The sequence below is a fragment of the Mucilaginibacter rubeus genome (assembly GCF_014643835.1).
GTDB classification, from domain to species: Bacteria; Bacteroidota; Bacteroidia; order Sphingobacteriales; family Sphingobacteriaceae; genus Mucilaginibacter; species Mucilaginibacter rubeus.
On sequence record NZ_BMKD01000010.1, the window covers coordinates 54318 to 77562 of the forward strand.

The following is a 23245-nucleotide window of genomic DNA, read 5'->3' on the forward strand; positions in this document are numbered from 1 at the left end:
GATGCAAAGTAACCAAACATCAAGTCAGCAGGGAGGCTTTTTTGCCGCACGGGCCTTTACCCTGCAAACCAGCCAGAACCACGGGCTGCAATTATTTTGCCCTGCTTCGCTCCCTCCAGCCATTGCTTCTGCAAAAACTTGCTATGCCCTTCCGTACCCGCAACCCCCGCATTGTTCTGCCCGGTTTCGCCCAAAGCTTTCCTGCTGACAAAAACAACACCATTCGAACCAAACTCCCGCTTTCCTAATTAAATTATAAATACATACATTTATCACCCAAAATCCCCGAGCCCAATTTAAATGCCTGCTAACACCCGAAACGCCATAACCGCCATCATAAACTTTGCCGCATCAGTCATGATAACCGCATGGTTCATTGAACAAAAGTTTGGCTATGTGGTTACGCCCGAGGCCATATTGTTATCCAACGTTGTTGCATGCAGTAAATGGGTAGTCATGGTTATAGCGGCTATCATCCTGCTCGAAACCAATAAATGGGTCTTCATCAGGCGTGTGAGCTTTGCCAGCCTGGCGGGCAGCTGCGCCATGTTTTCTGTGTATGTGTTCAGGTATATACCGGTGAGCAGTTGGGAGCAGTTTACGTATGCTATAGCTTTAGCCTTGCTGGTAATGACCGTATTCTTTTTTAAGGCCGTTATAAACACCAGGCTATCACTTAAATGGTTTGCGGCATGGTTGGTTTGCCTTGTTATAAGTATGGTACTGCAAGTTAAAGTGGTGTTTAGCCTGCACCCCGGAATTGTAACAAATGAGGTGTCCCATTTTTTTGATTCCCGAAAAAAAAGTGAAATTTCCTGATCCTGCTTTTTTTAAAAATCACAAGTGTTCCATTTTTTGAGAGCCGAAACGCGAAACAAGCGTTTAATGAAACATCTTAAAAATCAACTATTTAGCATTTTTGGTGAAACATAGTTAAATATTTGATTATCAACAATTAAAGCTTTTCACCAGTAAATTTAACCGCTCATTAAAGCAGCGGTTCAACGCGTTTTTTGCCTTGTATTTTTCATGTATTTTTTGCTGTTTTTTTGAGTTTTTTATTTGAACCCTCCATTTTATCGAAAGGTACTGACAAAACAGCGCCACCAATATTGCAAAAACCTACAGCTAAATTTGCCCCTCACACACCCCTCTCCTTTGGAGAGGGGTTATGAAAATTTCCCCGGGCGCATTAAGTCAATAGTTCTGAGCCGGAAGCCATAAGTCGGGGTTATGCCGTAAGTGTTCGGAAGGTTTTTAATTCCCTCCGCTGGGAGCATAGCCGTTACCTTATGAGGTTAATTCAGCTTAAACACATCAAACTCCCCTCTCGAGAGGGGGGGGCGCGTTGGAAAAAGCGGGAGCAGGGGTGTGTTATACAAGCGATAAGTCGCGCGTAGAGTAACACACCCCTCCACCCCTCTCAAGAGGGGAATCGCGCAATCCTTCGCTTTTTTTATTTCTTCTGAACCCTTATGCCGCTTTACCCGGGACTTACGACTTTGCCCTAAACACCAAGCATTAATTTATCAACGACATAACACTATGTTGAAAAAAATGGACGACCACTGGTTGTGGAAATGATCCGCGCCGATGTGCGCGAGGCGGCGCGAAGAGACGCTAAAAGAGGGATCCGCCCGAGGGTTTATGACCCTGACGCTATCCCTCCCGATGCTTTTATTATTCACCAGGCCAGTACATGGATGGAGATGGAACGCGAACGCCAAACGCCCCGGATGCTGTTCGGCGAGTTTTGGCTTGAGGGTGAGCTGTGCATTCTGTTTGCCGATACCAACATGGGCAAAAGTTTGCTGGCCGTACAACTGGGCGACAGCATTACCCGCGGACAGGCCATTACGCCTTTTAAAATGGATGCCGAACCCTGCCCGGTCCTCTACATTGATTTTGAACTAACCGGCAAACAATTTAAACAGCGCTATACCGATGGCAGCACCACCCACACCTTTCACGAAAATTTTTACCGCGGCGAGTTTGACCAGATGACCGGCCTGCCGCAAGATTTTAAAACTTTTGATGAGTTTATAACCCACGCGCTTAGTCGAGCTATTAAACGTACCGATGCCAGGGTGCTCATTATTGATAATATCACCTGCCTGCGCAACGGCACCGAACGCAGCAGCCAGGCCCTCTCGCTCATGAAACAACTCAAGCTGCTTAAAACCCGCCATGGCCTCAGTATCCTGGTGCTGGCCCACACCCCCAAGCGCAACCCTTCACTGCTCATTACCCGCAACGACCTGCAGGGCAGCAAAATGCTCATCAACTTTGCCGACAGCGCTTTCGCCATGGCCGAAAGCCAAACCCTGCCCGGCTACCGCTACCTAAAACAGGTAAAACAACGCAGCACCGCCGAAATGTACGGCAGCCATAACGTATGCCTTGGCCGGCTGGAAAGGCAAAATGGCTTTTTGCAGTTTGTATTCTCCCATACCGATAACGAGGTAAAACACCTGCGCCGCTACAGCCAGGTAGAACGGCAACGCCGGGCCGCAGATGTACTCGCGCTTCATAAGCAGGGTTTGAGCCAAAGGCAGATTGCCGGCAGGTTGGAAATGAGCTTATCGGCGGTAAACAGGGTGTTGGGGGTGGCGGGGGGATAAAGTGGTTTGGGATATTGCAGCAAAGGTATTCACGTTAATCGATATCATTAGCAAATACTTACTATAAAACTACAATATTTTAGCAAAATCATGGTAGCGCATAGGTAATACCATTTTAATGCCTTTCCCTAATAGGCTCCATGTGCATAAATAAAAATATTAAATATTCTTTAATTTATTATTTAGTTATTATCTTGCCTAAAGACAATCTACTAAAATAATGAAACAACCTAAACCGGCTTTTAAAAAGCTACTACTTCTATGTGCGCCTATCACGCTCATCGCCGTAATCATCGGCAGTTGTAAAAAAGATAACCATGTGACTACGCCGCCTGCTGCAAATCCTGCCGCTGTCAACGAAGCAAAAAGTTGGTACGAAAAATCGTATCCTGCCAGCACCAAACTCTCTGTGCAGGCAGCATCAGTCGGCCAAGATTGGAGCCAAGGTGTAAAGCCTGATTGGAACAACGGTACAACATATACACGCTTCGATGACGAGGTGCTCGAAATGCCGATAGACGCAGTGACCTCGGGAAAGCTTGCCCTTGGCATAAAAGAACAAACCACCGGGACGGAATACAAAGCAGCGAACAGTAAAAGCTCATTCCTCTTGATAAAGTCGCTTGGCGTCTATCAAGCCTACATTATGACTATTATCGGCGACCCGTCATATCTCAAAGGTGATCTCAGGAAACTTGATCGCAACAAATACAACAAGCGGGACAGCGCCTTTACCGGCGTAGTGCTCTATTCCACTCCAAAAGGTAAGTTTGTGAATGCATGGACGTACAAAAACGGTACGATCAGTGGGCAGATATCGCCTGACAGTGCTTCGGCTACTTCTGCTACTACCGGCAAAACCCAGACTGATGCGATAAAAGCCAACTTAACGGAGATTACAACCTGCTACACCTGGACACAAACAAGCTCCTATAATGGGCAAAGCACGGGAACCGTCGTGCTTGACAGCTATTGTGTCACCACCTATTCGGGCACATGGGATTCAGGCGGTGGCGGTGGTGGCGGGTCTATTCCCGGAACTGGCGGCGGTGGAGGGGGCGGCGGAGGGACGACAACTCCTCCTTCTCCTGCACCATGTGTGCCAACAAACGCGATTGATAACCTTGGCAAGATCAGTGTTAACAGTGTGACGGTGAACCAGCTACAACCGCTTCCGACCGATCCTCCTGGAGATGGCTTTCCTCCACCAAATGGAAACGTGCCATGTGCAACCGTTGTAACATCAACTCAGGTTACCATTCCCAACACAGACATACGAGATAGTATCAGTACGAACTACCAATGCGCCCGGGCATTGGTGGCGCAGTTGACCACTCTCAACACTAATATTGCAAGGATACTGTATCAAGCCTTCGGCACAACAAGCAGTAAAAGCATTACGTTTGTTGATGGCCCTGCGGCTGATTTTACCGGCAATAATGCAACAGAAGACGGACATACGATCGGCTACAAGGTATATCTCAACCCCTTTGTGCTTGCCAATTCATCGAACGAATACCGGCTCGTAACGCTTTATCATGAAGCCATTCACGCTTATTTAAACTTAGAACACAAAACGCTTGGTGATGCTGGTTTCAGTGCCAAGTATCCGATGGTAAAAGTTGTTGCTCACTCCAATTTTACCAGCGTGGTCGGCGCTGACCCATACGATTATTGGATCGACCCGGGAGCCGGATACGAAACCAAGGTCGTAACAGGCGGGCACATAACTATGGCTGAATACTTCATTGGACAGCTTAAAGATGCGATATTAGCATATAATCCTTCCTTTCCTGCTGATAAGGCGCTGGCGCTTGCAAAAGGAGGAATCGTGGATGATAGCAGTATTAAATATGCCAACGACTCGGAACGAGATGTCAGAAAAGGCAACTCAGTTGGAACAAAATGTCCTTAATATAATTGATTATGAAACAAATTATCATCTCGCTTGCGTTCTTTTTATCGTCCGCATTGTCAATAAAAGCCCAGTCTAAATTAAATATTTACGGAGGCAAAAATCACGATCAATTTTTAGGGTGTGTCACGTGTACAAATGATGATCCTAATTCCATCTGGAACACACTGGGGAGATATGGGTCTACCCACGAGACTAACTCAATATGGAATCCGAATGGCGTGTACGGAAGTACTAAGAGTGATTATTCCCCTTTCAATAAAAAAGCAAAATGTCCGCCGATTATACTTGACGAAAATGGTAAGTCTAAAGGATATATGACCGTAAATAGAAAGAATCCGAAACGATCATGGGAACCGTTTGTAAATGCGGTGAGCGAAGAACGGCAGCAAATAGTTAAGGATATACCTAAATATTATAACGACAATTTTCACGACTTTCGTAATTGAACGACAATTTCAGTATATAAATAACATGAAAAAACTGGAAATAGTCATACCTTCTAATTATCATTATTGCTTGTACTGCAAAAGCGCAAAGCAAGCTAAATATTTACGGAGGCAAAAATCACGACCAATTTTTAGGATGCATGAACTGTGACAACGAAACGCCGAATTCAATTTGGAGCCCTTCACCGATTACGGGATGCGGCACTGCCCTGGGCAGCTACGCAACCTGGTAGCACGCAATTAACATATCAGTTAGGAGAAACAAGGTCACAGCCGACAGGCATTGGTCAAAGTGCCACTGTTACATTAAATACACAAATGTTATTGCATAGCTCGCGGTTATTAATTGCGGCTACAATAATTCATGAAACAATGCATGCCTATATAAATTATGGACTTGCCACTGCGCAAGATAATGCATCGCAAGGATACACAGATTTTAGCAAAAATAACTGGCTGCTTTCTATAGACCAATGGTGCACGATAGACGGGCTCCCTTCTAACTTCAGCAATCATTCGGTGATGTTGACTTCATACTTCGATCAGGCGGTTAGTTCGTTAAAATCGTGGGACAACAGGGCTCACAGCGATGGAGAATATGCCATGGCAATGCTATATGGACTGAACACCTCTGATCCTACCACAACCGCAGCTCAAACAGCCAATTTACAGCAAGCATACAATGCCATTAAAACCAAATATTCGCTTACTGATACTCAAATAAATGGTTTTTATTTATCTTCCCTTAACTCAACAGATAAATTGCCTGGAAACTGTAACGATTAAAGTATGATGAAAAATCTTTTAACAACACTAATTTTATTCTGTGTCGCTCTTTCGGCATCGGCTCAAAAGGCTGTGAGTAATATAGATACGATTTACTATCTTCTCGATACGGCTAATACCCCGGTAAAAGATCGGATGTGGGATATTGGCGTAGAGTCGCAGTATAAATATTATGCAATCCAATGTCCTTGTCTAAAATTTAACAATTATCCCACCTTCGTATTCAATGTAAAAGACCCGGGACGGAAGATAAGTGGTGATCAAATAACCGCTTTCAACTTTGTCAGCCTTTCCAGCCTCATAGAGCGAGCCAAGAAGACCAGTGACTTAACCGCACAGACATTATATGTCTTTTACATCGTCGAAAAAAGTGATGCGAATGAGTATGTAAGCCATAAAATAAGACTGTTACCCACTCGTCAACAAGTAACCACTATAGATAAAGAAAATATACTCCCTGTAACGGATAAGAAAAGGGACAGTCGACATTGAACAAGCCATACGGCATAAGACGACTATGAAAAAAGTTTATAGCAATACTATTTTTTATTGTTATGACTTCTGTAACATCATAAGCTCAATACCGGAAAGGAGTGAATACTCGGGCCACAGCATCAAGCGCTACATACTCCTGCCGGTTAAAAATTATAGGGCAATATTGAATATCAAACCCTTAAATGCATTACGCTCAGAATAAACCACCTATAACGGCATATATTAACTATTATTAAGAGGCTTTATAGTCACAAATGTATACTCTCAATATCGTTTATATATATATATCAATACTGACGGGGCATTTATAAAAAAATATTTGCAGTATATTTTAATAAATTTTAACGGTTATCATACATGAGGCATTACATGCCTATCTGGAAGCGGAAGGAGTCGATCCTAAGAATCAACATGAGAATATAATTATTGATTACGTTAACAAAATGAGCGCGTCGTTAACGACGATGTTTCCTGGAATACCTCCTAATGATGCAAAGAATTTATCTTTGGGTGGACTCGATCAGACAACTACTTTCCTATACACAGTCGCAAAAGATATGGGATTATCGGGCAGTTTTGCAGCTACTCAATCTGCCTATTCAATTGGCTCATTAGGTACAAGATGTAAATAAATTTGATATGAAAAATCCGTTAAAAAGTATTGCTGTTTTAATTTCCTTTTGTGTTGGGATAAATACAGTGAAGGCGCAAGACAAAATGCTGGGTGAAGGCAAATATAAACATACCCTGTCTGATAGTCTTTTAACTGAATTCTCCGGTACCGTGTACAACTCCTTTTATAATCCGTCGTATATGTCTACCACAACACCGACGTTTGCGGTGTTGAAAATTGACATTGACAAGAATGGAAAGGTGGTAGACATGCGGTTCTCGGACAGTGCAGATTCTACGTTTGTTAGGGCGTTCGATAACAGGAAAAAGAAAAAATGGCATGATGACAAGGCGACGCTTGAAAAGTATGCCAGGATAAAATCCTATAAAGACGTTTCTTTGTTGATCCCGGTGAGTTATGAGCCCCAATTACCTAATTCCAATAAGTATTACACCAATGGGTATTTGGAATCGTACTTGAAGTTCAATAACAAAGACTTTACCGGAAAAGCCGTTATGTTGTCTCCGATCTTCATACCGGTGCTCACCAAAGGTAATAGGTAATGCTGTAAAAGGGCTTTGGTGGAGCCATGGGGCGTCATAATGAAGAGAAATACTATGAAGCGGTGGCGATACTACTATTCTTGGTTGGTGTTATACCGAGTTTCAAAGAGAAGGTTTAACTGGAAAAAGCTGCAATTAATCAAACATTATGAAAAAGTTGTTCTTGTTTTTTTTGTTTCCGTTATTGTCCCAATTATCTATGGCGCAAATCCATTCTAAGGATAATGTGATCAGGGGTTTTGATGGAATAAAGTATGCTTTTATAAATAATTACAAACCTGACATTGATTCAGCAAAAAGTACCTGTTGGAAAGGCTGTGTATTTATACGTTTTAATATTAACAATCAGCATCAACTTACCAATGTTACTTATACCACAACCACCCCCATTTTTATAAAAGATGGGATTGCGAAAGTTATTACAATAATAAATCAGCAAGGCGTAAATATAGACCAGGTAAAGAACCTACGTGGTCGAACTTATATTTTACCGCTGATGATTACAAATAATGCTGGTTGCGGATTTATGACGGGCTGGGAAAATAACGATTATCAAAGCAAACTGGATGAAAAAACAAAATTGATGTATGAAAAACGGCAGGAACGGTATGATCAGCTTGGAAATTCAATACAAAACCTCATCAATTTCGGCGATAATGAGAAACTGAATTTTATTGATTGTATTTTACTTAAGTCGATAGTGATGCCTCTCGCGATGAATTAGAATTTACCAGGGTATGTAACTATGAAATGGCTAATTGTAAACATATAACGGGGTTGTTAATTACTTTGGAAATTCTCCGCTGAAGTACGCATGTTCACTAAGATTATTGAGGCAATTGCTACGTTGGTATTATATCTACACTATAAATATGAAAAAAAAAGCTTTAATACTACTGCTTTTCGGTACAATTAAAATCGCGACGGCTCAACAACCGCCGAAAGGGTTTAATAATAATGGGATGATGTTCCGAAATTTTCAAATTCCGCCTGCCGGATATGTTTTGCTCGACGCTGCTGCTTTACCAAAAGGCACCTCGGCTCACAGAGTGACCCTTAAAAGTAGCCTATTTACACAACCACAAACCGACCTGACAATTGAAATATTTAACATTTTGTTTAACCAAAAGGACTTAGCTGTATTTTCTGTGATGCCTTCTCTTTTTAGCAAAGACCCGAAATGGCAGAAAATAGACATTGATACTTTGAAAGCACCAGTAATTAACTTGAATGAGTTATATGATATAATGAAAAACAAATTTTCAAGATACCAGAACGAGGGAAAAGATGGCTTGGATAGATTGAAATATTTTAATTACGAGTTGATACTTAAAAAAAACGACGGCTATTATTGTAATGCTACCGATTGTTTTACAGAGTTTTTAACAGTTGGCGATAGTGCTAATAAACAGCCTGCCGGATTTCGACTTAATTTGAATGCAAAAATGCGAAGTACGGCCGAATATGAATCTGCATATTACCGGGCGAATGGTGCTTTTTCTTCAAACTACAACAAGTATGATTCTGAAACCAGCCTGGGCGTAGAAGGCGGCCCGATGCTCAATTTGTCTTATATAATTTCGGATAAAGGCAAAAAGGCATACAAATTTTGGTTGCTTGACAGTTGGATACAGGACGGCGTAAGTTACTATCGCGGTATGGACCGATTTGTTTTTGAACCAGGAATTGGGATAATAGGGGCTGCTTACGAATTTTTCATGCGCGACCTGAGCACTTATTGGTACCATATTACTGAAGCTCCTCCAAAAATCGTTAAAGGTTCGGCAGACGATAAAGGATTCTATCCTATCACCCCTTATTTCCCAAAATCAGATCTCGCTTTGTTTGATTATTTGACCGAAAGTGTAATCAACTATATAAATATCGAAAAGCTTTAAAAAACCCTGCCCTTTCGCTGGCGCACGCGCAATGTCATTAAGTTAAGAAATTGACAGGCTGCACCAGAGGTGCAAAAGGTTTGTAGAGATGGATAGGAATGAATTTCCGGTGTGCCAGAGGTACACAACTCCGGTGTTCCGTACCTCTGGCACGGTTATTTTGGTGTTATTATATTGCTACAAACCTGTACCCCCTCTGGGGGATTCCTTAACTTAATGACATTGGCCTTGCGGTAGCGAAAGCCAACGTTCGTACCGAAAGAAGTATCCAACAAAAAAGGCTAATCATCTCTGATCAGCCTTTTCACATAATTACCCCGTTTAGTCTATTACATTTAACATTCATTTTCCTTTGTACTGTGCGCAACAAAAAAACCGCATAATGCACTTGCGCTTAATGCCAATAATAACGTAATCATAGTGTTTAATTTTAGGTGAATAATTAATTAATACAATAATTAGTACGTATAAAACTGGCTATAGTTTTATTAAACAGTCGTTTTTTGATATACGAAAGGCACTTTTACAATTATTATTTCTTTCAGGTTAAAAAATTAGGATATTATTAGCAATAAACCTCCAACACGCAACAAAATCAAAATAACTTTACACTTATTTGTGCCGTAAATTACAGCGTATTCGGCGCTTTATATAAATCTTTAGCGTTTGCTGCCGTGTTATGCATGTTATCAAGCTCATCGCTTTTGGCAAAAAGTCCTGAATTTTACCTTTGTTAGCTTTCAAAACGCAGCCACGCATATCTCACGCGGCCTGGTTTTAATTTAATCTCCTCCTGTTGTGCATTATCTTGTTACAATACCGTTCTTTAAAACATATTATCTTTGCGATACCTGTTTAACCATTACGCCAAAAACATTGTTAAAGGCCAAAGCATGATACGCGGAAAAAACATTAAGCCCATACGTTCATCACTAAGTTTGATGATGATGGTGATTTTCCTGGTGCTTGGCTACTGCCCGGTAAGGAATACTTTGTGTTCGCTCGCCAGCCATTCGTCTCAAAATAAAGAGCAAAAGGCCCCGCGCGATATCAAAGCTATTGTTGATGACGTATGTAACGCATACAATAGCGGCGATAAAATTATACCATACCAGGAAGTTGTATCAAAAACAACAATCCCCTTGCTCCTGGCAATTGTTGTTGCGGCAGCATTTTTTGGGAGCATAGCCCCGTTAAAAAGGCTTGTTGTTTTATACCCCTACCCCGCTGCCCGGGGTTTAAATACCATCCCGCTTTATTTGGCAAACAGGTCGTTATTGATCTGAACCTTTCCTGCCCCATTTTATGCTTCTCGCCATGCAACAATTAAGTTGTGCGTTTAATTTAAGCATTGTCCACTAACGCCTTACGGCTCTTTGTATTCAATTTTTTAATGATCCCCGGCTTTTCTGTTATTGATGTTGCTATCTGCAGCGGCATCTGTATACACGGCCTAAATGATCACTGCATATCAATTTTTTTTAAATCATGATCAAACATATTTTTTCAATAACCGGTAAAAATTACCGGCAATCAGCTCCCCTGTTTCTGCGTCTGACTATCGGCTTCGGCTTTATGGCACATGGCTGGGCAAAATTAATTAAAGGTCCCGAAGCCTTCGGAAACCTGCTGGCCCAGATACATGTCCCTTTCCCGCATGCTATGGCATGGATGTCAACCGTAACAGAACTGGTTGGCGGCCTGGCCATGTTTGCCGGGTTTATGGTAAGCTTAACCGCCTTGCCACTTATCGGCATTATGCTTGTAGCCATGTTCGGTATTCAAATTGATTATGGTTTCAGTTCGGTAAAAACCATTGGTTTAACTCCCAACGGACCAATTTTCGGTCCACCGGGATATGAGATCAATTTATTGTATATCGCCGGACTAATCTCGCTGCTGATCTCGGGAGGCGGCATATTTTCTGTCGATTCCATTCTGTCGTCTAAACGAGGCACAACTAAGTCATAATAAAAAATAATAACAGCCTATTGATCATTAAGCCTCCCCGGCAAATGATCAATAGGTTTAATACACATTGATATGTACACTGTTTTTCTTTACATTTTTATTATAAGTTTTATTGCTACACTGGTGCGATCGACCTTTGGTTTTGGCGAGTCGCTGGTTGCTGTACCACTACTAAGCATATTTATCCCTCTTGGCGTTGCCGTTCCGCTTTCGGTACTCATTTCTGTTTTGATTGCGCTGGTAGTGGTGATACAGGATCATAGCAGCATCCAGTTTAACAGCGCGAAATGGCTTATCATTTTTGCTATACCAGGCATCCCCATCGGCTTGCTGATTTTAATATATGGCAACGAGTTTTGGGTAAAAACAGGGCTGGGTGCCCTCATCATCCTTTACTCGTTATATGCCATGTTTGGCAAAAACAGCTTTAAGCTTAATCATGATAGTAAATTATGGTTGTTTATCTGTGGGTTTCTATCAGGAGTTTTGGGAGGGGCCTATGGCGTTAACGGGCCACCGCTGGTTGTTTATGGTAACATGCGCAAATGGAGCGCTCAAAATTTCAGGGCAACACTTCAGGGATACTTTTTACCGGTAAGCTTAATTGGTGTAGCAGGCTATATTTTTAAAGGGCTAATTACCGGGGAAGTATTGAAATATTTTATCATGTCGCTACCGGCTGTTTTCCCCGCGATTTTTTTAGGACGATATCTTAATCACAAGCTAAATAGCGCTTCATTTTTCAGGTATGTATATTGGGGTTTACTGCTTATCGGGCTATTTTTAATTGTATTTTGCCTGTTCAACATAAAAACCTGATGTACAAGCCATCAACAAAAAACCTATCTTTAAAATAAATAATTTACCTGGACTTATCTGCCTGCTATGGAACCTATTGCACCAGCCCAAACTATTAACCAGATTATTGAACAGTTAGAGGCTATTATTGCCGACGCTATAAAAACCGACAGCAGGGCGGGGTATTTCGCGGCCCTGTACCATAAGGTTACCTGCAAGGTAAGGGAAGGCATCCAAAACGGTGAGTTTGAAAACCCTGCCCGCATGGAACAACTGGACGTGATCTTCGCCAACAGGTACATTATGGCTTACTATTGCTGGCAGCAAAAACAGCCCTGCTCACAGTCGTGGGAGTTGGCTTTCAGTATTTTTGATAAATCATCCAGACTGGTACTGCAGCACCTGCTCATTGGAATGAACGCGCATATCAACCTTGATTTGGGTGTTGCTGTTGTTGAAGTAGCGCGAAATCTTAACCAACCGCTAACCGAGGTCCATAATGATTTTAATTCCATCAATACTATACTTTCGGCACTTACTTACGAGGTGATCAGCGAGCTGAACCGGATCTCGCCGCTGCTGTCACTGGCGGGCCTGCATGCGCAAAATAATTCCATCCTCATCCAGTTTGCCCTTAGCAACGCCCGCGATGGCGCCTGGTGCTTTGCCGAAGATCTGTTTACCCGTAACGGGGATGCTTATCCTAAGCAAATTGCCAGCAGGGATAGTGATATCAATAAACTGGGACTTGGCATTGTTAACCCGGTTGGGATGCTGCGTATTACCGTATGGATCATTCACCTGTTTGAAAAACGGGACCCATCCAAAATAACTGAGATTTTGAGTACTTATAAAAAGACTTATTTAAAGGTGAATTAGATGTTTAGCGCTGGGTAAACGCTAAATTGTAAGAAGAGGTGGGAGATCCTATTTGTAAATTGCGATCAGCACAAAAAACAATACCAGCATTCCTCCACCAAAAAACTTCACATAATCGTTAAGCCATTGAGGTACATAAAAGAGATACCGATAGCTGGGAAGGTGTTGCCCTGTAAACACTGCACACAGTATTTTATAAATATATAGCGGAATATTACACAGGTATACACCAAGTAAACCAATTGTTTCGAGCGTTGAGCCTATGTGTAACACACTTTGGAATTTAGATTATTTATAATACAATAATAATTAATATTGTGTATCGCCGGGCAGTCAATTAAATATAAAGTATATAACGTACTATATAAGCCTTCCTAACAATAAACTCTCCCTCATCAAAATTCATTATCTTTGCCCCCTGATCGATGAAAGCAGCTGTTAATTGGTGCCTTCATCCAAAAATCGGTGAAATCATAAATGCAAACAATAACAACCTGGGAAAAAGGCTATAACAATTACGGACCATGGCTTAAGGAAAAATACAAAGGCCATCGCGTGTTTAAAGTAATTGTTGATGGTGGTTTTACCTGCCCCAACCGGGATGGCTCAAAAGGTTACGGCGGTTGCACTTATTGTAATGTTGATTCCTTTACCCCTTCTGTAAGCCGCAACGCCCCCACGGTACGCCAACAGGTTGAGGAGGGCATGGAACGCGCCCGTAAAGGCAATAAGGCCGATAAGTTTATTATTTACTTTCAGCCCAATACCAATACCTACGCCCCGGCGCATTATTTGAAAATGCTGTACGATGAAGCCCTAAGCTACGGTACCGAAGATATTGTAGGCCTCTCGGTAGGTACCCGGCCCGATTGTATTGACGCCGAAAAGATTGCCCTGTTGGAAAGCTACACCGACCGTTTTGATGTTGATTTGGAGATGGGTATGGAAAGCATCTATAACGAAACCCTAAACCAGATCAACCGGGGCTGCAGCCACGAAGAACTGGTGAAAGCCCTGAGCCTGGTCGAAAACTCGAAACTGGATATCTGCGTGCATACTATTTTCGGTTTCCCCTGGGAAACTAAAGAAATGATGCTGAAATATGCCGACGAGATCAACCGTTTTAAACAGATCAAGTTTGTAAAATTCCATCACCTGCATATTGTTGAAGGCTCGGTAATGGGCGTAAAATACAAACGCGAGCCATTTCACCTGTTTGGCATTGATGAATATGCCGATTTTCTGTGCGAGTTACTGCCCCTTGTTCGCCCGGATATCGTGATCCAGCGCCTCTTCGGCCTCAGCGACCGCGAACTGCTCATCGCCCCCAACTGGGGATTGAAAAAATCAGAGATCCAGTATTACATTGATCAGAGAATTTTAAGCAGAGGTGTGGTGCAGGGAAGCCGCCTGAACCTTGATTTATAGGATTTGCCGGATTACTCTGCCGTTGTTGGTGTTGTCACCAACAACATTTACCCCTCGGCTATTAATGGTAAAGCAATTAAGAATAATGGTGTATTGAACAAATAGAAGTTGTTGGTGACAACACCAACAATAGCGCAGTATTGATTATCAAAGGTATTTTTGGATCTGTTTTGTGATATGGGCGTTGCCTGCGGCCCGTGCTATCCGCTCATACTGCACGGGCATTAGCCACAAGGCCGGTATCCGCTACTATCACTAACGCGCCCAGCGCACCATCGCTAAGATATACTTTATACGTCATCACGGTTTTTTTCAGGATTTCCCTGATGGGTACTCGCGATGACGATGTTATAAAAAAGCTTTGGAAACTTACGAGTCAACAAAATCCATCAATCCGGCCAATCCCCCCAAATCCCGGTTCTGGTTTAACGAATAAGCAAATCAATGCTCTTCTCCCTGCAACTAAAAGCTGCCACTGCAACTTAAAATATCACACTTGTTAGCTGTTACTTCCTAAACATTGGTATCCCTTTTGCAAACATTTACGTATAATTAAATTGATCTGAAAGTTAAAATCGTCTATTTTGTCACAAAGAGCACAATCCAATTATATCCCGGCATTAACTGGTGTAAGGGCCATGGCGGCCTACCTGGTTTTCATTTCGCATTTTGCCTATGTGTTTGATGAGAAATTTCCCCACTCTGTGCAACGTTTCTTTAACGAGTTCCATATCGGGGTTACCATTTTCTTTGTGCTTTCGGGCTTTTTGATCGCATTTCGTTATTTTGATAGTTTTAAATTAACAAAAGCCTGGTTTCTGCAATACCTTAAAAACCGGGTGGCGCGCATCTATCCCATGTATGCATTGCTTACCATTGGGGCGTTCATAGCTTATCATTTTACGCAAAGTCCAACAGTAACGGCAGGGCAAAACCCGGTGGTTATGTTTTTCATGAATATCGTTTTTGTGCGCGGCTTTTTTGATCAGTTTAAGTTTACAGGCATTGCACAGGGCTGGTCGCTCACGGTTGAAGAATGTTTTTACTTTTCGGCGCCATTTATTTTCCTTATCGCCACTAAATACAAAAAGTTTTATATACAGCCTATCGCGGTTACCGGTTTAGGGGCTTTGCTTGTATTCATCTTTAGTCATGTAAACTGGTTCGGTTTCTTCGGCAACTTTACGTTCATGATGCTGTACACCTTTTTAGGCCGATGTTTTGAGTTTTATGCGGGCATTCAGCTGGCGCTCATAGTACGCAAACAAAAGCTTGATGGTACCAGTAAAAAGAAGTTTACCTACCTGGGTTTTTTCATGATCTTTTTTTGCGTGTGGATCATGTCTGCCTTAACTATCCCAAAAGGATATGAAGCCGGTTTGCATAATCCCTGGGGCATTGTAACCAATAACTATTTGCTGGCCATATCCATAACGATTTTCTTTTACGGCCTGCTCACCGAAACTACCTTCCTCAAAAAGTTTTTATCACACCCCTTTATTGAACTGCTGGGCAAAAGCTCGTACATATTTTACCTGATCCACTTGGGTTATATGTACAACTTTATACACCACGGTATGAACAGTCTTAACGATTATGTTTTTGAGCTTTATGATAAATGGGGTGTCGACTGGCATTCGCCTTTTGAGTATGATAGCTTAAACCTTTTGTATGCCTTTATCGTTTTAAATATCGTTTCCATAACGTTGTTTAAATTAATTGAAGAACCACTTAATCATTATATCCGTAAGTCTGATTTCCTGATTAAAAACAAAGCACGTAATCCCGAAAATGAATCAGCTAAGATTAAAGCCTAATTACAACATGCTAAAAAACGCTAACAAACTACTGATCATTGCTTTCGTTTTACTGACCTGGTGTGCCGCCCTACCGGCCATGGCACAGGAAACCGAAAAAGACCCGGCGGAGAATACCGGCAAAAGCGGTGGTGATGATGAAGTATCAACGGTATTAACTATCAATAATAAGGATGGTATATTCAGTTCAACAGCCTCGTTCAGCTTTGAAATTAAAAACACTTATGATACTAACCAGGAAGGCAGCATATCATACAATATCACTACCGAAAATGGGCAAATTGTTAAAACCCTGTCAAAGCCGGTAAACCTGGGCAAAAAAAGCACTTCCAAATATGATTTTGAGGTACCCAACCTAAAAACAGGTTTTTACAAGGTTAACATGATGATCAATGTGAGCGATTATGACGATACCACTCGCCGCGCTTTTGGGATCAGGCCGGAGGAAATCCGGTCGCAATATGCCAGGCCGGCCGACTTTGACCAGTTTTGGCAAACCGCCAAAGATGAGCTGGCCAAAGTGAAACCCAATTACAAAATCACCGAAGTGCCATCCATGAACACCGAAAACCGCAAGGTTTACGAAATAGAAATGAAATCGCTGGATAACCTTACCATCCGCGGTTACATGACGGTGCCCATCAGCAAAAATAAAAACAAGAAGTTTTCGGTATTGCTTGGCTTACCCGGCTACCAGGTAAAGCTATACCCCATAGTAGGCCTCGATCCCGACCTGGTAATCATCACGCTTAATACCCGTGGGCAAGGTACCAGCCGCGATGTGATCCATACCGAGCGCGATGCTTTTATCTCCTATCGCGTTGAGGATAAAAACAAGTACGTAATGCGCGGCGTGATTATGGATTGCGTACGCGCGGTTGATTTTATTTATGCGCAGCCTAATTTAAGACACGATCAGATCCTGGCTACCGGTGGCAGTATGGGCGGTTACTTATCCCTGGCGCTTGCCGGCCTTGATCATAGGGTTACACTTTGCTCGGCACAAAACCCTATCATGAGCGATATCCGGAACCTGGTTGGCACCGTTGAATGGCCCATTAACGACATTAAAAAATATGTTTTAAGTAAGCCTGGCGTAACATTTAACCAGGTACTCAACAACCTTGACTATTACGATACCAAAAACTTTGTAACAACCATAAAATGTCCTACTATTTTGGGCTTAGGCCTTTTGGACCCATATGTACCACCAGGCAATGGTTACGCGGTGTTCAATTCGATGCATGGCGATAAGCACTTAATGGTATTTAAAAACCTTGGGCACGAGGTAAGCCAGGTATATAAGGATTATGAAGGCCGTTGGATGCGCGACACCTTTGGTTTATTTTAAAACGATTAAAATCTACACACATGACCTTGAAAAATACTTTATCAAAATATTTACTTACGGGGATAGTAATATTTGCCTTAGCCACAGGTAAAAGTTATGCAGGAGGTTTCCCGGTAAGGCCGGGCAGGATCTCGCTGTCGCCCTCGGCAACTTACTTTTTTGCCAATAAAGCCTGGGATGCCGACAGCCATAAAGGCGCATTTGCCAATAACGGCAAGTTCAGTTCATGGAGCTATTCCTTATATTCGGAAGTTGGTTTAAGTCGCAGGTTTACCCTGTCGGTGCTGGCACCGTATGTGATGAACACCTTTAGTACAGATCTGGGCACAAGCAAAAGCTCAGGTTTCCAGGATCTGGAAGTGGGTATCAGGTATTACCTGGCCAATATCAATTATAAATATTACTTCAGCTTACAGGGTACGGCTATTTTACCCATGTATACCAACACCGCGCTGGGCTATAACCAAAAAGGGGCCGAACTTAAACTGGCCTTTGCAGGCAGCGGGCATTTATTCGGCAAAAACTCATTCTTTATCCTTGAAAACGGCGTGCGCGAATATTTTGGCTATGAAAGCGTTTTTCAGGACAGGTACAACGCCACATACGGCTTAACACTTGATAAAAAGTTCCGCGAGCAGATTTCCTTAAGTGTAGGCGGCTTTTATGCCACCAGTATCAATAAAGATTTTAACGTAAACCCAAGCGCCAGTAAAAACTTTGCCTTTAATCAGGTATCGCTAAGCTACGGCCATGCATTTGCCAAAAACCTGTCGCTGTTTTTAACCGGCGGCACCTTTGTTACCGGGCGAAATACCGGCGCAGGCACCAGCTTTTCGGCATCACTTAATTACCGGATAGATACGAAATAGCTTATAAAGCTAAAAGCGGAAGGCATAAAGCTTAAAGCAATAGTAGTGTAGTTATCAAAAAACTTGTTTAGATTCTGCTATGCTAAATCTGCAGAAGTTTTTTCCATTTCAAACAGGTTCAATATTTCATCCCAATTGTAAACGCGCACATGCTGGTGTTCGTGTTTATTGTGATGCGCATTAAACATGATGGCCTTGCCGCTGCAATAGTCGAGGTTTTTACAATGGTCATCTATCATGTAATCGGTATGGATGATACTTTTATCGCCACACAGCACAATGTTACGCCAGCTGATAAACGGGAAATGCTCCTGAAGCCATTCCAACTTTTCGAATAACGACAGCGGAAATTCCGTAGCGGCCGATACGATGTATACCTCGTAATCTTCCATCAGCTTTTTAACAGCCTCGATAGCGCCGGGCATAACCGGTAACGTACGGAAAAACCCGGGTAAAATGAGAGAGGCCTTCGTTACGGCATCTAAGGGGAAAGCTTCTGCATGGGATAAGCCATCAATAGCTTCGAGGGTTGTAGTGATGCCATACAACTGTTCATAATATTTGATCAGTTGCGGCTCAACATCGGCAATAACACCATCCATATCAATGGCGATAGTTTTCTTGGTTTGCGTTTTCATGCAACAAAGCAAAACATTATTGCAATATTTTGCAAATAAATTATAATTTTGCATTATATTGCAAACATGGTAAGAGAAGAAAGACTCCAGATCATTTTAGATCACGTATCAAAAGATAACAAAGTTATGCTTGCCGAACTGAGCGAAAAACTCAATGTTTCGGAAGATACTGTACGCCGGGATATTAAAGTATTGGCCGACCAGAAGTTGCTAACAGCAGTAAGGGGCGGCGCGGTTGCCCACTCTCCCATTCCGCACCATTACCGCGCGAGGGAAAAGCATGATATTGCCTCTAAGAAAGTCATCGCATCAAAAGTGTTGAGCTTTTTAAAAGACGGACAGGTTGTACTTTTTGACGGCGGTACATCAACCTTAGCTGTGGCTGAAAGCCTGCCGGATGATTTGAGGATCACCGTGGTTACCAACAGCTTTCCTGTTGCAAGCGCGCTTGAAGATCATCCAACGGTTGAGGTCATATTTGCCGGTGGGCGTCTGTATAAATCGTCCTTTACTACCATCGGCCATGAAACCATCAATGCCTTCAGGAATATCCGGGCCGATCTTTGTATTTTCGGGATTTGCAGTGTGCACCCTGCCATTGGTATCACAACAAGGGATTATGAAGAGGCCGAGATCAAGAAAACAATGATCGAAGTATCTAAAGAAACCATCGCCTTATCCACCTTAGAAAAAATAAACAAAGCCGATTCTTATTACATAGGCCCGGTAACAGAACTGGATACCATCATTACCGATGTTTCTCCCGACAATGAAGAACTTTCGGCATACAGGGAAGCAGGCATTAATATCTTTTAATATAACACTACCGCTGGCTTTCAACCCGTGGTTTAATACTTGTACTTCCCAAACATTTCCTCAATAACCTTAGTACGATAATCAAAAATCTGTTCAACCTTGCTTTTAACGAAAACGGCATTAGCAAATCTCCCTATTGCACCATAAGGGATAGCGTAATGTAAGAGGTCGGTCATGTGCACTCCACCGTCAATTTCTTTAAAATGGTGTTGGTGGTGCCATAAAGCGTATGGCCCGAAACGCTGCTCATCAACAAAATACTTTTTATCATCAACATGAGTGATCTCTGTCATCCAGTTCATTTTAATACCTAATAACGGCGAGATCTTATAAGTGATGATCATTCCGGGGTACATTTTTGTCTCGGCGGTATAATCAGATGTTACTACGAAGCTCATGTCACTGGGTGTGATCTTAGCCAAATTTAATGGCGACGAAAAAAAATCCCAGGCCTGATCAAGGCTGACAGGAATGGATTGTTCTTTTTTTAAAACGTATGTTTTCACGATGACGTAACAAGAAGGGACGGATAAGTGTTTTGGTCGACTCGCCCAATGGGCTATAAAATGATGTCATTGCGAGCGTAGCGCGGCAATCGCATACCATACAGAACCGCTCTGCGTCCGTGCGATTGCTTCGTTCCTCGCAATGACATTTTTTTCTGACCCTACCGATCTTCCTTCCCTATTGGCAAATCCCTTCTTGACCATTCGCTCCAGGAGCCAACGTAAAGCTTTGGGCCGTTGATGCCTGCGTAATCCATACCCAGTAAGGTATGGCAGGCTGTAACACCCGAACCGCAGTGAACTATTACTTCGCTATGCGCTACATCGCCAATTGCAGCATCATAAGCCTTGCGCAACTCATCAGCGGGTAAATACTTACCGTCGGCACCGAGGTTGTTGATATAAGGCAGGTTTAACGCCCCGGGGATATGACCGGCTATCAAATCCAAAGGCTCTGTCTGGCCCAGGTAGCGTGGCGTTTCGCGTACGTCAATTACCAGTCGTGAGGGATCCTGTGCAGCTTCTCCGGCCTCCGCTATCTCAACAGTATTTGCATATTCGTGTGTTACCGGATACGGATCAACCGCAACCGGCGTATAAGCTTCTGCGCTCAATGTTATACCTGCATCCTTAGCAGCCTGTAAGCCGCCATTTAGTACCTGTACATTTTCATGACCAATTGCCCGCAGCATCCACCACAAACGTGATGCGCTGAACGCGCCTGATTTATCGTCATAAACCACTACGTGACTGTCGGGTGTAATGCCCCAGTTACCTAACAATACAGCAAACTCCTGTATATTAGGCAACGGATGTCTGCCGCCAAAGGCAGGGTCATCGGGTTTAGTGGTAAGGTGCTGATCAAGGTCGGCGTAGATGGCGTGGTTTAAATGGCCTGCCAGGTAACGCTGGTAAGAGTCCTGCCCTCCGCGGGCATCAATAAGAATAGTATCCTGTGCGGCTAAAGCCGGGTCGTTGATTTCAATAAGTGGCGACATAGGTATATCTGATATGTTTTAATATCAAATATAGATACACGCTTTGGGTTTCGGCAAATTTACTGCACTATTTTATTGGCGCAGTATGAGCTTGCAAAAGCCTCGGGCTTGGCCTTAAACACAAAACCCATGCTCAGGATGTAACCCATAGCCTCGTGCAGGGCCGCGTTACTTTTAAACATCGGGTTGGTGTTAATGTCGGCATGTACCTCAAGCTCCACATCATACAGGTCGAGCAAATCGCAAAGCTTGTAAGCAATGTCGATAGACTTCTGCACCTCGCTCAGCATTCTTTCTTTAATGCTCATTTTTTGCGAAGTACGCTCCTGGTGTATGAACATAAAAGCGCCGCGTTTTTCGCGCAGAAACACAATCACCGTTGCAAAATCCGTTACGGATCCTTTAACTTGCGAGTCGGTGCCGATACATACTTTTAGCTTGTTGCCAAGGAGGGCTTCGCGTTCAATTGCCTTTTCAACCTCTTCCATAATGGGCGATTGGATTACTTCGCCGCTGAATTTTCTCCAGGTCATAAAAATTATTTTAGGTAAATTTTAGGCGACCTCTTTTATGGGTCTATAAAAATAAGCGATAACGTTTCATATTAACGTAAATAACGTGTGATTTATTTGTTAACATTTACCTGATTATTAACAGGTTGGTTGCATTTCGAATATCGGATTTGGGATTTCGAAATTAAAGAGGAAAGAGTTTTTTTACTGGTCGAAGTTTAGCGATAGCGTAACTTCGTCCCAAAACAGGGCAAGAATTCTGCTTGCGGAAGCGGAAAAGTAAATTGATTGTATAGTTAAGCTGAAAGCTTAAGGCATTTTAGGACGAAGTTACGCTATCGCTAAACTTCGACCAGTTGGGATGTTCGGAAGAGGTTCGAATTCCCTCCTTGGGGAGGGGTGCGTTGGAGAAGTGTAGTGGCAGGGAGGGGTTTATCCGCTATTTTGACGATGTAAACAAGTCTATGAAACCCCTCCCTACACCCTCCCAAGGGAGGGAATCGCTCAATCCCGCGCTTTTTATCCGCGCGAGCCAAAAATAAAAAAAACCAAAATCGAAATTCCCAGATCCGAAATCAGGACAACGCAGCCTTGATCCTGTTCTCGGCTTCCAATACCAGGTCGCCAATCGGGGTTTTACCGGGCTCAATCGGTTCAAGTACCGTCCAGGTCATGGATATAAAAGTATTAAGCGGATAAAAGCCATATTGTACAACCTTCCAGCTATTTTTTATGGCGATGGGCACCAGCAATGCTTCAGGGCATTTTTTTAGCAGCATGGCAACACCTCCCGGCTGAAAAGACCGTACTACACCATCCTTAGAGCGGGTACCTTCCGGAAAGATCACTGCCGACCAGTTATTGGCTTTCATGCGCTCACCTAAACTTATCATTTCGGTCATGGATTGGCGGGAGTCTTTCCTGTCGATATTAGCACCGCCGCCGTGTTTCAGATTGTAACTGATAGAGGGGATCCCTTTGGTAAGCTCTATTTTAGAAACAAACTTGGCGTGATACTTGCGCAGGTAATAAATAAGCGGGGGGATATCGAGCAGGCTTTGATGATTGGCCACAAATATAATTGGCCTACCCATCGGCAAATTTTGCTTATTGATAAAAGTTACCGTATCGCCAATGATATAAAAAGTGCGGAACAGGCATAAGTTCAGGATATCAACCGAACGTTTGTGCGCGGCATAGCCAAAAAAACGAAAGCAGATCCACTGGATGGGCTGAAAAATAACCAGGGCTAAAAAAAATGCAATTATGGCAAAGGGCGACAGGATATAACCTAATAACTTCTTCATCAATGGGCAAAGTTA

23 protein-coding genes are annotated in these 23245 nt (G+C 42.8%); 18 read left to right on the forward strand and 5 right to left on the reverse strand.

Annotated features, from left to right (window positions below; all coding sequences use genetic code 11):
- Window positions 1–300: 300 nt before the first annotated feature.
- The 17 genes from IEX80_RS25515 to IEX80_RS25595 all read left to right on the forward strand — a co-directional run bounded on the left by IEX80_RS25515 (window position 301) and on the right by IEX80_RS25595 (window position 18453).
- Window positions 301–819 (forward strand): hypothetical protein, encoded by a 519-nt coding sequence (locus IEX80_RS25515; protein WP_188834573.1) that lies wholly within the window; start codon window positions 301–303, stop codon window positions 817–819.
- Between the two features lie 761 nt (window positions 820–1580).
- The gene (locus IEX80_RS25520; protein WP_229701767.1) at window positions 1581–2621 is read left to right on the forward strand and encodes an AAA family ATPase; all 1041 of its coding nucleotides are present in this window, start codon (window positions 1581–1583) and stop codon (window positions 2619–2621) included.
- Window positions 2622–2841: 220 nt separating this feature from the next.
- Window positions 2842–4536, forward strand: a complete 1695-nt coding sequence (locus IEX80_RS25525) for a hypothetical protein (RefSeq protein ID WP_188834575.1) — start codon at window positions 2842–2844, stop codon at window positions 4534–4536.
- Window positions 4537–4547: 11 nt separating this feature from the next.
- Complete coding sequence (locus IEX80_RS25530) at window positions 4548–4985, forward strand: hypothetical protein (RefSeq protein WP_188834576.1); 438 nt, start codon at window positions 4548–4550, stop codon at window positions 4983–4985.
- 372 nt (window positions 4986–5357) lie between these two features.
- Window positions 5358–5771 (forward strand): hypothetical protein, encoded by a 414-nt coding sequence (locus tag IEX80_RS25535; RefSeq protein WP_188834577.1) that lies wholly within the window; start codon window positions 5358–5360, stop codon window positions 5769–5771.
- A 3-nt stretch (window positions 5772–5774) separates the two neighbouring features.
- Window positions 5775–6263, forward strand: a complete 489-nt coding sequence (locus tag IEX80_RS25540) for a hypothetical protein (RefSeq protein WP_188834578.1) — start codon at window positions 5775–5777, stop codon at window positions 6261–6263.
- Window positions 6264–6905: 642 nt separating this feature from the next.
- Window positions 6906–7442: a hypothetical protein gene (locus tag IEX80_RS25545; protein ID WP_188834579.1), complete on the forward strand. Its 537-nt coding sequence runs from the start codon at window positions 6906–6908 to the stop codon at window positions 7440–7442.
- Window positions 7443–7590: 148 nt separating this feature from the next.
- Window positions 7591–8166: a hypothetical protein gene (locus IEX80_RS25550; RefSeq protein ID WP_188834580.1), complete on the forward strand. Its 576-nt coding sequence runs from the start codon at window positions 7591–7593 to the stop codon at window positions 8164–8166.
- Between the two features lie 148 nt (window positions 8167–8314).
- Window positions 8315–9340, forward strand: coding sequence for a hypothetical protein (locus IEX80_RS25555; RefSeq protein ID WP_090533947.1), 1026 nt, complete (start codon window positions 8315–8317; stop codon window positions 9338–9340).
- A gap of 893 nt (window positions 9341–10233) precedes the next feature.
- Entirely contained in the window at window positions 10234–10626 is a 393-nt protein-coding gene (locus IEX80_RS25560) for a hypothetical protein (RefSeq protein WP_188834581.1), read from the forward strand.
- 202 nt (window positions 10627–10828) lie between these two features.
- The gene (locus tag IEX80_RS25565) at window positions 10829–11311 is read left to right on the forward strand and encodes a DoxX family protein (protein ID WP_188834582.1); all 483 of its coding nucleotides are present in this window, start codon (window positions 10829–10831) and stop codon (window positions 11309–11311) included.
- A 72-nt stretch (window positions 11312–11383) separates the two neighbouring features.
- Window positions 11384–12130: a sulfite exporter TauE/SafE family protein gene (locus IEX80_RS25570; protein WP_188834583.1), complete on the forward strand. Its 747-nt coding sequence runs from the start codon at window positions 11384–11386 to the stop codon at window positions 12128–12130.
- 66 nt (window positions 12131–12196) lie between these two features.
- Window positions 12197–12988 carry a DUF5995 family protein gene (locus tag IEX80_RS25575; RefSeq protein ID WP_188834584.1) on the forward strand — a complete coding sequence of 264 codons (792 nt, stop codon included), beginning with the start codon at window positions 12197–12199 and terminating at the stop codon, window positions 12986–12988.
- A gap of 477 nt (window positions 12989–13465) precedes the next feature.
- Window positions 13466–14416, forward strand: a complete 951-nt coding sequence (mnmL, locus tag IEX80_RS25580) for a tRNA modification radical SAM protein MnmL/YtqA (protein WP_188834585.1) — start codon at window positions 13466–13468, stop codon at window positions 14414–14416.
- Window positions 14417–15000: 584 nt separating this feature from the next.
- Window positions 15001–16233, forward strand: coding sequence for an acyltransferase family protein (locus IEX80_RS25585; protein ID WP_188834586.1), 1233 nt, complete (start codon window positions 15001–15003; stop codon window positions 16231–16233).
- Between the two features lie 7 nt (window positions 16234–16240).
- Window positions 16241–17584, forward strand: coding sequence for an acetylxylan esterase (locus IEX80_RS25590; protein WP_188834587.1), 1344 nt, complete (start codon window positions 16241–16243; stop codon window positions 17582–17584).
- Window positions 17585–17604: 20 nt separating this feature from the next.
- On the forward strand, window positions 17605–18453 hold the full coding sequence (locus IEX80_RS25595; RefSeq protein ID WP_188834588.1) for a hypothetical protein: 849 nt from the start codon (window positions 17605–17607) through the stop codon (window positions 18451–18453).
- Between the two features lie 77 nt (window positions 18454–18530).
- Here IEX80_RS25595 and IEX80_RS25600 read toward each other — a convergent pair whose 3' ends face one another.
- Window positions 18531–19091, reverse strand: coding sequence for a 5' nucleotidase, NT5C type (locus IEX80_RS25600; RefSeq protein WP_188834589.1), 561 nt, complete (start codon window positions 19089–19091; stop codon window positions 18531–18533).
- A 66-nt stretch (window positions 19092–19157) separates the two neighbouring features.
- On the opposite strand from IEX80_RS25600, the gene IEX80_RS25605 reads away from it, so the two are divergent.
- A complete protein-coding gene (locus IEX80_RS25605) occupies window positions 19158–19907 on the forward strand; it encodes a DeoR/GlpR family DNA-binding transcription regulator (protein WP_188834590.1) in 750 nt (249 codons plus the stop codon).
- Between the two features lie 32 nt (window positions 19908–19939).
- Here IEX80_RS25605 and IEX80_RS25610 read toward each other — a convergent pair whose 3' ends face one another.
- The 4 genes from IEX80_RS25610 to IEX80_RS25625 form a co-directional block, all read right to left on the reverse strand.
- Window positions 19940–20413 (reverse strand): SRPBCC family protein, encoded by a 474-nt coding sequence (locus tag IEX80_RS25610; RefSeq protein ID WP_188834591.1) that lies wholly within the window; start codon window positions 20411–20413, stop codon window positions 19940–19942.
- A 161-nt stretch (window positions 20414–20574) separates the two neighbouring features.
- The gene (locus IEX80_RS25615; RefSeq protein ID WP_188834592.1) at window positions 20575–21411 is read right to left on the reverse strand and encodes a sulfurtransferase; all 837 of its coding nucleotides are present in this window, start codon (window positions 21409–21411) and stop codon (window positions 20575–20577) included.
- A gap of 59 nt (window positions 21412–21470) precedes the next feature.
- Entirely contained in the window at window positions 21471–21944 is a 474-nt protein-coding gene (locus IEX80_RS25620; protein WP_090533971.1) for a ribonuclease H-like YkuK family protein, read from the reverse strand.
- 554 nt (window positions 21945–22498) lie between these two features.
- Window positions 22499–23230 carry a lysophospholipid acyltransferase family protein gene (locus IEX80_RS25625; RefSeq protein ID WP_188834593.1) on the reverse strand — a complete coding sequence of 244 codons (732 nt, stop codon included), beginning with the start codon at window positions 23228–23230 and terminating at the stop codon, window positions 22499–22501.
- Window positions 23231–23245: the final 15 nt, after the last annotated feature.

Bases quoted from the DNA above. Each gene is read 5' to 3' on its own strand.
- IEX80_RS25515 (WP_188834573.1), top strand. From the start codon at position 301: ATGCCTGCTAACACCCGAAACGCCATAACCGCCATCATAAACTTTGCC.
- IEX80_RS25520 (WP_229701767.1), top strand. From the start codon at position 1,581: ATGATCCGCGCCGATGTGCGCGAGGCGGCGCGAAGAGACGCTAAAAGA.
- IEX80_RS25525 (WP_188834575.1), top strand. From the start codon at position 2,842: ATGAAACAACCTAAACCGGCTTTTAAAAAGCTACTACTTCTATGTGCG.
- IEX80_RS25530 (WP_188834576.1), top strand. From the start codon at position 4,548: ATGAAACAAATTATCATCTCGCTTGCGTTCTTTTTATCGTCCGCATTG.
- IEX80_RS25535 (WP_188834577.1), top strand. From the start codon at position 5,358: ATGCATGCCTATATAAATTATGGACTTGCCACTGCGCAAGATAATGCA.
- IEX80_RS25540 (WP_188834578.1), top strand. From the start codon at position 5,775: ATGATGAAAAATCTTTTAACAACACTAATTTTATTCTGTGTCGCTCTT.
- IEX80_RS25545 (WP_188834579.1), top strand. From the start codon at position 6,906: ATGAAAAATCCGTTAAAAAGTATTGCTGTTTTAATTTCCTTTTGTGTT.
- IEX80_RS25550 (WP_188834580.1), top strand. From the start codon at position 7,591: ATGAAAAAGTTGTTCTTGTTTTTTTTGTTTCCGTTATTGTCCCAATTA.
- IEX80_RS25555 (WP_090533947.1), top strand. From the start codon at position 8,315: ATGAAAAAAAAAGCTTTAATACTACTGCTTTTCGGTACAATTAAAATC.
- IEX80_RS25560 (WP_188834581.1), top strand. From the start codon at position 10,234: ATGATACGCGGAAAAAACATTAAGCCCATACGTTCATCACTAAGTTTG.
- IEX80_RS25565 (WP_188834582.1), top strand. From the start codon at position 10,829: ATGATCAAACATATTTTTTCAATAACCGGTAAAAATTACCGGCAATCA.
- IEX80_RS25570 (WP_188834583.1), top strand. From the start codon at position 11,384: ATGTACACTGTTTTTCTTTACATTTTTATTATAAGTTTTATTGCTACA.
- IEX80_RS25575 (WP_188834584.1), top strand. From the start codon at position 12,197: ATGGAACCTATTGCACCAGCCCAAACTATTAACCAGATTATTGAACAG.
- mnmL (WP_188834585.1), top strand. From the start codon at position 13,466: ATGCAAACAATAACAACCTGGGAAAAAGGCTATAACAATTACGGACCA.
- IEX80_RS25590 (WP_188834587.1), top strand. From the start codon at position 16,241: ATGCTAAAAAACGCTAACAAACTACTGATCATTGCTTTCGTTTTACTG.
- IEX80_RS25595 (WP_188834588.1), top strand. From the start codon at position 17,605: ATGACCTTGAAAAATACTTTATCAAAATATTTACTTACGGGGATAGTA.
- IEX80_RS25600 (WP_188834589.1), bottom strand. From the start codon at position 19,091: ATGAAAACGCAAACCAAGAAAACTATCGCCATTGATATGGATGGTGTT.
- IEX80_RS25605 (WP_188834590.1), top strand. From the start codon at position 19,158: ATGGTAAGAGAAGAAAGACTCCAGATCATTTTAGATCACGTATCAAAA.
- IEX80_RS25615 (WP_188834592.1), bottom strand. From the start codon at position 21,411: ATGTCGCCACTTATTGAAATCAACGACCCGGCTTTAGCCGCACAGGAT.
- IEX80_RS25620 (WP_090533971.1), bottom strand. From the start codon at position 21,944: ATGACCTGGAGAAAATTCAGCGGCGAAGTAATCCAATCGCCCATTATG.
- IEX80_RS25625 (WP_188834593.1), bottom strand. From the start codon at position 23,230: ATGAAGAAGTTATTAGGTTATATCCTGTCGCCCTTTGCCATAATTGCA.